This window comes from Streptomyces sp. NPDC043878, assembly GCF_056435735.1.
Window position 1 is genome coordinate 287496 of sequence record NZ_JBWKDW010000006.1, and the last position, 11697, is coordinate 299192.

General features: G+C 72.4%; 11 protein-coding genes. 7 read left to right on the plus strand and 4 right to left on the minus strand.

Features of this window, described 5'->3' with window-relative positions; all coding sequences use genetic code 11:
- The first annotated feature begins 23 nt into the window (after positions 1-23).
- Positions 24-1877, plus strand: a complete 1854-nt coding sequence (gene ilvD / locus AC07AZ_RS11700) for a dihydroxy-acid dehydratase (protein ID WP_478846346.1) — start codon at positions 24-26, stop codon at positions 1875-1877.
- A 468-nt stretch (positions 1878-2345) separates the two neighbouring features.
- Here ilvD and AC07AZ_RS11705 read toward each other — a convergent pair whose 3' ends face one another.
- Positions 2346-4766, minus strand: coding sequence for a serine/threonine-protein kinase (locus AC07AZ_RS11705; RefSeq protein WP_478846348.1), 2421 nt, complete (start codon positions 4764-4766; stop codon positions 2346-2348).
- 183 nt (positions 4767-4949) lie between these two features.
- On the opposite strand from AC07AZ_RS11705, the gene AC07AZ_RS11710 reads away from it, so the two are divergent.
- From AC07AZ_RS11710 to AC07AZ_RS11720, 3 genes are all read left to right on the plus strand, one after another.
- Positions 4950-5306: an SH3 domain-containing protein gene (locus AC07AZ_RS11710; protein WP_478846350.1), complete on the plus strand. Its 357-nt coding sequence runs from the start codon at positions 4950-4952 to the stop codon at positions 5304-5306.
- A 42-nt stretch (positions 5307-5348) separates the two neighbouring features.
- Positions 5349-5876, plus strand: a complete 528-nt coding sequence (locus tag AC07AZ_RS11715; protein WP_478846352.1) for an EamA/RhaT family transporter — start codon at positions 5349-5351, stop codon at positions 5874-5876.
- Between the two features lie 161 nt (positions 5877-6037).
- Positions 6038-6832 (plus strand): class I SAM-dependent methyltransferase, encoded by a 795-nt coding sequence (locus AC07AZ_RS11720; protein ID WP_478846354.1) that lies wholly within the window; start codon positions 6038-6040, stop codon positions 6830-6832.
- Here the strand turns inward: AC07AZ_RS11720 and AC07AZ_RS11725 are convergent.
- A complete protein-coding gene (locus tag AC07AZ_RS11725) occupies positions 6796-6966 on the minus strand; it encodes a hypothetical protein (protein ID WP_478846356.1) in 171 nt (56 codons plus the stop codon). The genes AC07AZ_RS11720 and AC07AZ_RS11725 overlap by 37 nt on opposite strands.
- Before the next feature lie 385 nt (positions 6967-7351).
- Here AC07AZ_RS11725 and AC07AZ_RS11730 point away from each other — a divergent pair, with 385 nt between their 5' ends.
- The 3 genes from AC07AZ_RS11730 to proC all read left to right on the plus strand — a co-directional run bounded on the left by AC07AZ_RS11730 (position 7352) and on the right by proC (position 9919).
- On the plus strand, positions 7352-8182 hold the full coding sequence (locus AC07AZ_RS11730; RefSeq protein ID WP_478846358.1) for an ABC transporter ATP-binding protein: 831 nt from the start codon (positions 7352-7354) through the stop codon (positions 8180-8182).
- Positions 8179-8973 carry an ABC transporter permease gene (locus tag AC07AZ_RS11735; RefSeq protein ID WP_478846360.1) on the plus strand — a complete coding sequence of 265 codons (795 nt, stop codon included), beginning with the start codon at positions 8179-8181 and terminating at the stop codon, positions 8971-8973. Before AC07AZ_RS11730 ends, AC07AZ_RS11735 begins: the two co-directional genes overlap by 4 nt.
- 136 nt (positions 8974-9109) lie before the next feature.
- Positions 9110-9919, plus strand: a complete 810-nt coding sequence (gene proC / locus AC07AZ_RS11740) for a pyrroline-5-carboxylate reductase (RefSeq protein ID WP_478846362.1) — start codon at positions 9110-9112, stop codon at positions 9917-9919.
- A gap of 45 nt (positions 9920-9964) precedes the next feature.
- Here the strand turns inward: proC and trpS are convergent, their stop codons facing one another.
- Together trpS and AC07AZ_RS11750 are read right to left on the minus strand one after the other, a co-directional pair.
- A complete protein-coding gene (gene trpS / locus AC07AZ_RS11745) occupies positions 9965-10987 on the minus strand; it encodes a tryptophan--tRNA ligase (RefSeq protein WP_478846364.1) in 1023 nt (340 codons plus the stop codon).
- Between the two features lie 414 nt (positions 10988-11401).
- On the minus strand, positions 11402-11697 hold a 296-nt coding region (locus tag AC07AZ_RS11750), incomplete at its 5' end, for a hypothetical protein (RefSeq protein ID WP_478846366.1).

Consider the following 11697-nt stretch of genomic DNA (forward strand, 5'->3'; position numbering starts at 1 on the left):
AGTCCCCGAAGGAGCGAGCGACGATGCCCGAGCTGAGGTCCCGCACAGTCACCCACGGCCGCAACATGGCGGGCGCCCGCGCCCTTATGCGTGCCTCCGGTGTACCCGGCGCGGACATCGGCCGGAAGCCGATCATCGCGGTCGCCAACAGCTTCACGGAGTTCGTGCCGGGCCACACCCACCTCCAGCCGGTCGGCCGGATCGTCAGCCAGGCGATCACCGAGGCCGGCGGCATCCCCCGCGAGTTCAACACGATCGCCGTGGACGACGGCATCGCGATGGGCCACGGCGGCATGCTGTACTCCCTGCCCTCCCGCGACCTGATCGCGGACAGCGTGGAGTACATGGTCGAGGCGCACTGCGCGGACGCCCTGATCTGCATCTCCAACTGCGACAAGATCACCCCGGGCATGCTCAACGCGGCCCTGCGCCTGAACATCCCGACGGTCTTCGTCTCCGGCGGCCCGATGGAGTCCGGCCGGGCCACGCTCGTCGACGGCACGGTCCGCACCCTCGACCTGGTCGACGCGATCTCCGACGCGGTGAACGACAAGATCTCGGACGAGGACATCCTCCGTATCGAGGAGAACGCCTGCCCGACCTGCGGGTCCTGTTCCGGCATGTTCACCGCCAACTCGATGAACTGCCTGACCGAGGCCATCGGCCTGTCCCTCCCCGGCAACGGCTCGGTCCTCGCCACGCACACCGCCCGCAAGGCGCTGTACGAGAACGCCGCCCGCACGGTCATGGACATCACCCGCCGCTACTACGAGCAGGACGACGAGACGGTCCTGCCGCGCAACGTCGCCACCTTCGCGGCCTTCCAGAACGCCATGGCCCTCGACATCGCGATGGGCGGCTCCACCAACACGATCCTCCACCTGCTGGCCGCCGCCCAGGAGGCGGGCGTCCCGTTCGGCCTGGAGGAGATCAACGAGGTCTCGCGCCGGGTGCCCTGCCTCGCGAAGGTCGCGCCGAACGTGGCGAAGGACCGCACGTACTACATGGAGGACGTGCACCGCGCCGGCGGCATCCCCGCGCTCCTCGGCGAACTGCACCGCGCCGGCCAGCTGAACGAGGACGTGCACGCCGTCCACAGCCCGTCTCTCGCGGACTGGCTGAAGACCTGGGACGTGCGCGCCGGTTCCCCCTCCCCGGAGGCGGTCGAACTCTGGCACGCGGCGCCCGGCTGCGTCCGCTCCGCCGAGGCGTTCTCCCAGTCCGAGCGCTGGGAGGCCCTCGACGAGGACGCGGCGGGCGGCTGCATCCGCTCCGCCGAGCACGCCTACTCCAAGGACGGCGGCCTGGCGGTGCTGAAGGGCAACCTGGCCGTGGACGGCTGCGTGGTCAAGACGGCCGGCGTCGACGAGTCGATCTGGACGTTCGAGGGCCCGGCGGTGGTCTGCGAGTCCCAGGAAGAGGCCGTCGAGAAGATCCTGAACAAGCAGATCACGCACGGCGACGTCGTCGTCATCCGCTACGAGGGTCCCAAGGGCGGCCCGGGTATGCAGGAGATGCTCTACCCGACGTCCTTCCTCAAGGGCCGCGGCCTCGGCAAGACCTGCGCCCTGATCACCGACGGCCGCTTCTCCGGCGGCACGTCGGGCCTGTCGATCGGCCATGCCTCGCCCGAGGCGGCCTCCGGCGGCACGATCGCCCTGGTCGAGGACGGCGACCGCATCCGCATCGACATCCCGGACCGCACGATCGAGCTCCTGGTCGACGAGGCCGAACTGGCGCGCCGCGAGCAGGCGTTGGGCGGGGTGTACGCCCCGAAGAACCGTGAGCGCAAGGTGTCGGCCGCGCTGCGGGCGTACGCGGCGATGGCCACCAGCGCCGACAAGGGCGCCGTACGCGACGTGAGCAAGCTGGGCTGAGGGCCCAGCCCCTCGCCCTGGTTCAGCGGGCCGTCCCCGACCTGAAGCCGTCGGGGGCGGCCTTCGCTCATGCCCCGCCCCGGCTTGGCGGGCCGTCCCCGGACGTGAAGTCCTCCCTGACGTGAACTCGTAGCGGAGAGGGCGGCTTTCGCGTGTGCCGCGGTGCCGGGCTGTCGGGCTGTCGGGTCTCGCGTGTGCTGCGTTGTGGTGCCGTCGGGTGGCGGCTTTCGCGTGTGCCGCGGTGCCGGGCTGTCGGGTCTCGCATGTGCTGCGTTGTGGTGCCGTCGGGTGGCGGCTTTCGCGTGTGCCCCGGTGCCGGGCTGTCGGGCTGTCGGGTCTCGCGTGTGCTGCGTTGTGGTGCCGTCGGGTGGCGGCCTTCGCGCGTGCCGCGGTGCCGGACTGCGGCTGTGAGGTCTCGCGCGTGCCGCGCTAGCAGGCCGCCGGGTCCCGGCCTTCGCGCGTGCCGCGCTACCAGGCCGCCGGGTCCCGACCGTCGACGGCGTAGACGGTGCCGTCGGGGGCTCCGGCGAAGACATGGCCGGCGGCGAGCAGTGGCTCCGGCAGGGCGGCCGTGACCCGGTCGGCGTCCGTGCCCGGCCGTGGCGCGGTCTGCCCGAGCAGCCTGCCCCGGCGCGCGTCCACGGCGAGCAGCCGGCCGTCGGCGGCGGTGAAGTACACGTGACGGTCGTCGGCGACGGGCGTCGAACCGCGGCTCACGGCCGTCTGGAGGCTCCAGCGCTGCTTTCCCGCCGCCATGTCGACGGCCGTCAGGGAACCGTTCGCGGCCAGCAGATGGACGACGTTCCCGTGGACGCCGGCCCGGGCGCGTTCGAGGGGGTACGACAGGGACACCCGCCGCGTGGCCCGCGTGCCGGGGGTGTAGCGGACCACGGCCCGCGTCTCCTCGTACACCGGGTCGACGGCGGCGAGGAAGACGGACCCGCCCTGCACGCCCACCGGTTGGAGGGTCCCTTCCAGCCGCGCCTCCCACCGCACCTTGCCGGTGACCGGGTCCAGCGCGCTGATCCGCGTGCTCGACCTGTCGGCGGAACCGCTCGTCGCGTACGCCGAGGAGTCGCCGCCGAAGGCGGAGAAGTACGGCACGCTCTGCCCCGGCACCCGGTGGCTCCACTTCGTGCGGCCGGTCGCGCCGTCCACGCCGGTGACCGTCCCGTCGGCGGCGGTGAGCAGCACCATGTCACCGGCGTACGCGGTCCCGCCGTGCGCCGGCGCGTCCCGCCGCCAGCGGGTGCGGCCGGAGTCGGGATCGAGGGCCTCCAGGCGCTGCCCCTCGTCCGCGGAGAGCTGCACGAGCCCGCCCGACAGGACCGGCGGCCCGCTCCGGCTGGCCGCCGCGACCGGGTGCCGCCACAGCACGCCGCCGTCCGAGGGGTCGAGGGCGAACACCACGCCCGGCTGGGCGCAGAACAGCGTCCCCGTCCCGTACGAGCACTGCGAGGTGGCCGCCTTGTCGATGACCGGCTTCGCCTCCCAGGCCCTGAACCCGGCCGACGCGGCACGTGACTGGGTGGCTTTCGGCGTGGCACCGCCGCTCTCGCCGCGGAACAGCGGGACCGAGGCGAACGCGCCGACCACGACCAGTCCGAGCGCCCCGGCCGCGAGAGCCACCCGCCTGCGCAGGCTCCCCCCGCGCGGCCGCTGCGGCTGATCCGCCGCCCGCGGCCCGCCCGCGCCCTTCCCGGCCGCGCGCTCGCCGCCCTTCCCGGCCGCGCGCTCGCCGCCCTTCCCGGCCGCGCGCTCGCCGCCCTTCCCGGCCGCGCGCTCCCCACCGTTCCGGCCGGGCTTCCGGCCGGGCCGCGGACCGACCGCCGACGCGGACGCCGACCCGGCCGGCGCCCCGACCGCCGCCCCGGAGGCGGACGCGGATGCCGACCCGGCCGGCGAGTCGTCCGGTGAGTCGTCCGGTGACGCGGGCTCCAGGGCTGCCGCCGGCCCGCTCGGGGAGTCGGCCGGCGACACGGCCTTCTCCTCGCCGCTCGGCCACGACGCCGGCAGATCCCCGGTCCGCTGAAGCGGTATGAACGCCTGCGTCTCGTACGAGGCCGCCACCGACCGCAGTTCGCGCATCAGCTCGTCGGGAGTCGGCCGGTCCTCCGGCTCCTTGGCGAGGCAACGCAGCACCAGCGGCGCCAGGTTGTCCGGTACGCCCGTCAGGTCGGGCTCGTCGTGCACGACCTGGTAGGCGACGACGTAGGGGCTGTCGGAGTCGAACGGCCCGCGGCCCGTCGCGGCGTGCACCATGACGGATCCGAGCGCGAAGATGTCTGCGGCGGGCCCGACCTCCCGTGGCCGCCGGAACTGCTCGGGGGCCATGAACGGCGGGGTGCCGATCAACTTGCCTGTCTCGGTGCGCAGTTCGCTGTCCTTCGGCCGGGAGATGCCGAAGTCGATGACCTTCGGGCCGTCCTCGGCGAGCAGCACGTTGCTTGGCTTCAGGTCCCGGTGCACGACCGAGACCCGGTGGATGTCGCGCAGCGCCTCGGCGAGCCCGGCCATCAGCCGGCGCAACTGGGCGCCGTCCATGGGCCCGTTCCGCTTCACATGGTGGGACAGGGTCGGCCCGGGGATGAACAGCGTGGCCATCCAGGGCCGTTCGGCCTCGGGGTCGGCGTCCACGACGGACGCGGTGAAGGCGCCGCTCACTCGCCGCGCCGCCGCCACCTCCTGCCGGAAACGCCCCCTGAACTCGGGGTCCCTGGCGAACTCGGCATGCACGACCTTCACCGCGACCCTCATACCCGAGGTGCTGCGGGCCAGATGGACGATGCCCATGCCGCCCGAGCCGAGACAGGACTCAAGATGGTAGTGACCGGCGTACTCGGGAAGTTCCGCTTCCGCGCCCGCTCCGGAGTTGCGCTGTGGCGCCATGGGAACACCCCCGTGCTGTTCGTCCGCGCGCGCGACGCACGGAGCCTAGTCGATGACCTGTGCGAGACAGAGGAGGCTGGCTGGCGTCCCTGTGCGAGTTGCGTACAGGTGTTTCAACAAGCGATTCAGGGGAATCAACGGGACCCCATGGCATTCATGGGGTCGCAACGGGGGGAGTTGTCCATGTCTGTCGACCGTGTCGAAGAGGTCAGAGGCGCCGGAGAGGGCGGGGTGGCCGCGGAGGCCGCCACAGGAGGGGCCGGCGAGGTGAAGGAGGCGGCGGCCGCGGCTCTCCACTACTACCCGGTCGCGCCGGGTGTCAGCCTCAACGTCCGCAGCGGCCCCGGCACCACCTACGGCATCGTCCGCGTCCTCGCCGAGGGCGCCATGGTCCCGATCTTCTGCCAGACACCCGGCTCCAGCGTCACGGGCCCGTACGGCACCACCAAGATCTGGGACAACATCGACAACGGCGAGTACGTGTCGGACGCGTACGTGAGGACCGGCAGCGACGGCTACGTCGCCGCGCGCTGCGCCTGATCCGCCACGGAGCCCGCGGACACCCGGAGACATAATCAACGGGTGAGCGACGAGAACGGCACCCCGTCCACCCCCGCGGGCTCCACGGGCCCCCGCCCCGAGCCCCTGCGTTTCTTCGGCACGACCTGGGTGCACCACGACGACGGCTACACCCTGCGCCGGGCCGGCGTGGCCGCGGGTTCGCTCGCCGCGGCGGTGATCTCCTGCCTGGTCCTCCGCTTCGCCTACGAGGGCCTTCAGGTCGCGGCCACCGGCCGCTTCGTGACCTTCCTGGTGATCGTGATGTTCGCGGTCTGCAGCGCCCTCGCCTTCCGCCAGACCCTGGACGGCTTCACCAAGCGCCCCGACCCCGACCGCCAGGCGTCCCTGCGCGGCCTGCTGGCCGTCGGCTTCGTCGGCTCGCTCGTCGCCTACTTCTTCCGCTCCCTGGTCGAGGCGCCGGGCGAGAAACTGCACCGCGAGGAGTACGACGCGGCCCGCACCCGGTACGAGAAGCGCGCCCACCGCCGCACCGGCAACCCGTCGAAGAACGGCAACGGCAGCGCGCCGAAGAAGCGCCGCCGCAAGTGACAAGATCCTCGCCGGGGCCCCGACCCACCCCCGGCGAGCGACCCCCACGGCCACGCCGGGGGCCTCTCACTGCGTACCAACCTCACTGCGTACAAAGCTCACTGCGTACAAACCTCACCGCATTCACCCCGCGCCCGCTCCGGCCCGGCGACCATGGCCGTATGACCGCATCCTCGGCGCCCCGCCCTCCGCTCCCCGCGTCCCATGCCGTCCGGGCACACTCCTTCAACGCGTCCGCCGCGCAGTACGCGGCCAGCCGCCCCGCCTATCCGCCCGCCCTCCTCGACGTCATCGAGGACCTGTCCGGCCGGCCCCTCGCCGGCTGCCGGGTCGTGGACGTCGGGGCCGGCACCGGCATCTCGGCCGCCCTCCTGCACGCACGCGGTGCCGAGGTGCTCGCGGTGGAGCCGGGCGAGGGCATGGCCGCCCAGTTCCGCCGCACCCTCCCCGGCGTCCCGGTCGTGCGGGGCGACGGCAACGCGCTTCCCCTCGCCGACGCCAGCGCCGACCTCCTCACCTACGCCCAGTCCTGGCACTGGACCGACCCCGCCGAGTCCGTCCCGGAGGCGGTACGCGTGCTGCGTCCGGGCGGCGCGCTCGCCCTGTGGTGGAACACCGACGCCCTCGACGTGCCGTGGATCGCCGAGGAGGCCGCCCGCGTCGGACGCTTCCTCGGCGTCGACCCCGCGGCCGAGAAGACGAAGGCGGGTGCCGCGGCCGCCGACCCCGCGGGCCGCCTCGACTTCGTACGCCGTGAGGTCCGCTGGAGCCGGCGCGTACCGGTCGACACGCACCTCGCCAACCTCGGCAGCCACTCCGTCTTCCTCACCCACGCCGAGCAGGACGCGGCCGCCGCCTTCCTCGCCGACCAGCGCCGGCACCTGCTGGAGTCCTTCCCCGACGGGTTCGTCGAGGAGGTCTACGACGTCGTCCTGGCCGTCGCCGTCACGACCTGACCGCGTGCGGCGGCCCAGCCGCGGCGGGCCACCACACGCGCCTGCCCCAGCCGGTGGCGGACCGCGTACACGGTGCCCCAGCGGTGGCGGGCCACCACACGCGCCTGTCCCAGCCGGTGGCGGGCCGCGTACACGCGTGCTCCAGCCGGTGGCGGGCCGCAGCACACGCGTGCCCCAGCCGTAGAAGGCCGCCGCACACGCGAGGTGCGGGTGCCGCGGTCCGCCCAGCTCCAGCCTCAGCCCCCGGTCGGGCGGCGACGCCTCCAGCCCGTCGAGCGGTCGCGGCGAACAGCCGTCGCCTCACCCCCGGTCGGGCGACGACGCCTCCAGCCCGTCGAGCGGGGCGGCGAACAGCCGTGCCCCAGCACCCGGACAACCGCCCCGCCCCGCCCGAGCGCCCCGCGGCGAACAGGCGAACAAACGGGCCCCGAACCTCCACGGCGTAGGTACGCCGCCCGCGCCTGCGCCACACCCCGCGCCCCCTTGACGACGACGTCACCCGCGAGCATTATTCATCACATGGTGAATTACTCCTCCGGCCCTCCCGACACGGGCACGGCCACGCCCGCCGACACCGCCGCCACGCGGTCCCCGGCCATACTCGCCGAGGGCCTCACCGTCGTCCGCGGCCCCCGCACCGTCCTGCGCGGCCTCGACTTCACCGTCCCGCGCGGCCAGATCACCGGGCTGCTCGGCCCCTCCGGCTGCGGCAAGTCGACCCTGATGCGCTCGATCGTCGGCACCCAGGCCAAGGTCACCGGCAGGCTGGAGGTCCTCGGCAGCCCCGCGGGCCACCCCACCCTGCGCACCCGCATCGGTTACGTCACCCAGGCGCCCTCCGTCTACAACGACCTGACGGTCCGCCAGAACCTCGACTACTTCGCCGCGATCCTCACCCCGGGCCGTGCGGCGACCGACCGGCGCGACGCCGACGTCACCCGGGCCGTCGCCGACGTCGACCTCACCTCCCACGCCGACGCCCTCGCCGGCAACCTCTCCGGCGGCCAGCGCAACCGCGTCTCCCTCGCCGTGGCACTGCTCGGCAGCCCCGAACTCCTGGTCCTGGACGAGCCGACGGTCGGCCTCGACCCGGTCCTGCGCCGCGACCTGTGGACCCTCTTCCACGACATCGCGGCCACCCGCGGGGCGACGCTCCTGATCTCCTCCCACGTCATGGACGAGGCCGAGCGCTGCCACCGGCTGCTGCTGATGCGCGAGGGCGGCATCCTCGCCGACGACACCCCGGACGCCCTCCGTACCCGTACCGGCTCGGACACCGTCGAGACGGCGTTCCTGCATCTCGTCGACGAGGCCGTCGCCGCGGCCCACCAGAAGGAAACGGTCCGATGACCACGACCACGAGCCCCCGGCCCGCCACCGGCACCCGGCCCTCCACGAACGCCCTGAGCGCCGCCCGCACCACCGCCACCGCGACCCGGGTCCTGCGGCAGCTCCGCCACGACCCGCGCACGATCGCGCTGATGATCCTGATCCCGTGCCTGATGCTCGTACTGCTGCGCTACGTCTTCGACGCCAGCCCGCGCACCTTCGACGGCATCGGCGCCTCCCTCCTCGGGATCTTCCCCCTCATCACGATGTTCCTGGTCACCTCGATCGCCACCCTGCGCGAACGCACCTCGGGCACCCTCGAACGCCTGCTCGCCATGCCCCTGGGCAAAGGCGACCTGATCGCCGGCTACGCCCTCGCCTTCGGTGCCGTCGCCATCGTCCAGTCCGCCCTGGCGACCGGGCTCGCCGTCTGGGCTCTCGGCCTGGACGTCACGGGCAGCCCCTGGCTCCTGCTGCTCGTGGCCCTGCTCGACGCGCTCCTCGGCACGGCCCTCGGTCTGTTCGTCTCGGCCTTCGCGGCCTCGGAGTTCCAGGCGGTCCAGTTCATGCCGGCGGTGATCTTCCCCCAGCTCCTCCTGTGCGGCCTGTTCACCCCGCGCTCCGACATGCACCCGGTGCTGGAGGCCGTCTCCGACGTCCTCCCGATGTCCTACGCGGTCGACGGCATGAACGAGGTCCTGCGCCACACGGACCTGACGGCGGCCTTCGTCCGGGACGCGCTGATCGTGGCGGGCTGCGCCCTGCTGGTACTGGGACTCGGCGCGGCCACCCTGCGACGCCGCACCGGCTGACGCGCGCGGCGGCCCCGACAAGCGCCTCCCGTGACCTCCCCACAGCCGCGGTCCGCCCACCGGACACGCCGCCCGGAACACCGCGCCCCGGTGCGAGGATGAACCCGGACGACACACCCCCCGGAGGACCCCAGCCATGTCGCAGAAAGTCGCAGTCCTCGGCACCGGCAAGATCGGTGAGGCCCTGCTCAGCGGAATGATCCGCGCGGGCTGGGCCCCGGCCGACCTCCTGGTCACGGCCCGCCGGCCCGAACGCGCCGAGGAACTCCGCACCCGGTACGGCGTCACGCCGGTCACCAACGCGGAGGCCGCCAAGTCCGCCGACACCCTGATCCTCACGGTCAAACCGCAGGACATGGGCACCCTCCTCGACGAACTCGCCCCTCACGTCCCGGCCGACCGCCTGATCATCAGCGGCGCGGCGGGCATCCCGACCTCGTTCTTCGAGGAGCGGCTCGCCGCGGGCACCCCGGTCGTCCGCGTCATGACCAACACCCCCGCCCTGGTCGACGAGGCCATGTCGGTCATCTCGGCCGGCAGCCACGCCACCGCCGGGCACCTGGCGCACGCCGAGGAGATCTTCGGCGCCGTCGGCAAGACGCTCCGCGTCCCCGAGTCGCAGCAGGACGCCTGTACGGCCCTCTCCGGCTCGGGCCCGGCGTACTTCTTCTACCTGGTCGAAGCCATGACCGACGCCGGCATCCTGCTGGGCCTGCCCCGCGACAAGGCCCATGACCTGATCGTCCAGTCCGCGATCGGCGCCGCCGTGATGCTCCGCGACAGCGGCGAACACCCGGTCAAGCTCCGTGAGAACGTCACCTCTCCCGCGGGCACCACGATCAACGCCATCCGCGAACTGGAGAACCACGGCGTACGCGCCGCGCTCATCGCCGCCCTGGAAGCCGCCCGCGACCGCAGCCGCGCCCTGGCCTCCGGCACCAGCTGACGACACCCCGGCCGCCCCTTTCCGGAGAGGGGCGGCCGGGTGTTCCTACGGCGCCGCGCTCAGCGCGGTCTCGGTCGCCGGCAGCAGCCCGATCGCCCGGTAGGCGGCGTCCACGGTCGGCCGCGCCATCGCCCGCGCACGCTCGGCCCCGTCCCGCAGCACCCCCTCCACGTACGCGGGGTCCGCGCACAGGTCCCGGTGCCGCTCCTGCACGGGCCGGAGAGTCTCCACCACGGCCTCCGCGGTGTCCTTCTTCAGAGCGCCGTACGACGTGTAGCCACCACTCAGCTCCGCCGGGTCCCCGCCCGTGCACGCGGCGAGGATCTCCAGCAGGTTGGCCGGGCCGGGATGCGCCGCCCGGTCGTACACGACGTCCCGCCCGCTGTCGGTCACGGCCCGCATGACCTTCTTCCGCACCACGTCCGGCTCGTCCAGCAGGTAGACGATGCCCGGCCCCGAGTCGTCGCTCTTGCCCATCTTCGACAGCGGCTCCTGGAGGTTCATCACGCGCGCCCCCACCGCCGGATGCGTGGCCCGCGGCACCACGAAGGTGTGCCCGTAGCGCTGGTTGAACCGCACGGCGAGATCCCGGGTCAGTTCCACGTGCTGAGCCTGGTCGTCACCCACCGGCACCTCGTCGGTCGCGTACGCCAGGATGTCCGCCGCCATCAGCACCGGATACGTCAGCAACGACAGCCGGACACTGCCGCCCCGCTCGCGCTCCAGCGCGGCCTTCTCCCGGTACTGGATCATCCGCCGCATCTCACCGTCGGTGGCCACGCACTCCAGTACGTACGACAACCGCGCGTGCTCGTCGACATGACTCTGTACGAAGAGGGTGCACAGCTCAGGATCGAGGCCCGTCGCCAGCAGCAGCGTCGCAGCCTGCCGGCTGAGCCGCCGCACCCGCGCCGGATCGTGGTCCACGGTCAGGGCGTGCAGGTCGACGACACAGAACAGCGCGTCGGCCTGGTGCTGGTCCACGGCGGCCCACCGCCGCATGGCCCCGAGGTAGTTCCCCAGCGTCAGATGTCCGGTCGGCTTGACCCCGCTGAAGACCCGCGTCATCTCTACTCCTCCTGGTGGGGCCGCCGCACCCGGTCGGCCGGCCTCCCGGAGGGAGATACACGAACGGCCGCCGAGTCGGCGGCCGTGGATGCATACGTGACTGCGGCCGCCGTCAGGCGGCCCACCACTGCTGGGTGCGCGTATGCGTTGTCATGCCCGCCAGCCTACGCCGCCGGGGGTCGTCCGGAGCGGAGTTGACACACCCCGAGCCGGTACGTAGTGTTCTCCGAGTTGTCCGACGTGAGCGCCGACTCCGGTCGGTCCCCGGACAGCCATTCCGCAGGTACCAACAACACTCGACGATCAGTTGTTCTGCCGTCGTGTCATTGTCATGTGTATTCGCGAAATGAGGAATCCGTGTTCGAAAGGACGCAGGCCCCCGATTAGCTCGGGAGCCGGGAATCCGCTAAAGTCTCACTCGTCGGAACGGCCCAACGGCCGGGACGACAAGCCCGCTGACTGGGAATCAGGCCCGAAAGGATCTGATAGAGTCGGAACCGCCGGAAAGGGAAACGCGAAAGCGGAAACCTGGAAAGCACCGAGGAAATCGGACACAGAAACGGTCTGATAGAGTCGGAAACGCAAGACCGAAGGGAAGCGCCCGGAGGAAAGCCACGAGAGAGTCTCTCGGGTGAGTACAAAGGAAGCGTCCGTTCCTTGAGAACTCAACAGCGTGCCAAAAATCAACGCCAGATATGTTGATACCCCGT

Bases quoted from the DNA above. Each gene is read 5' to 3' on its own strand.
- AC07AZ_RS11730 (WP_478846358.1), top strand. From the start codon at position 7,352: ATGGTGAATTACTCCTCCGGCCCTCCCGACACGGGCACGGCCACGCCC.
- ilvD (WP_478846346.1), top strand. From the start codon at position 24: ATGCCCGAGCTGAGGTCCCGCACAGTCACCCACGGCCGCAACATGGCG.
- trpS (WP_478846364.1), bottom strand. From the start codon at position 10,987: ATGACGCGGGTCTTCAGCGGGGTCAAGCCGACCGGACATCTGACGCTG.
- AC07AZ_RS11720 (WP_478846354.1), top strand. From the start codon at position 6,038: ATGACCGCATCCTCGGCGCCCCGCCCTCCGCTCCCCGCGTCCCATGCC.
- proC (WP_478846362.1), top strand. From the start codon at position 9,110: ATGTCGCAGAAAGTCGCAGTCCTCGGCACCGGCAAGATCGGTGAGGCC.
- AC07AZ_RS11710 (WP_478846350.1), top strand. From the start codon at position 4,950: ATGTCTGTCGACCGTGTCGAAGAGGTCAGAGGCGCCGGAGAGGGCGGG.
- AC07AZ_RS11735 (WP_478846360.1), top strand. From the start codon at position 8,179: ATGACCACGACCACGAGCCCCCGGCCCGCCACCGGCACCCGGCCCTCC.
- AC07AZ_RS11705 (WP_478846348.1), bottom strand. From the start codon at position 4,766: ATGGCGCCACAGCGCAACTCCGGAGCGGGCGCGGAAGCGGAACTTCCC.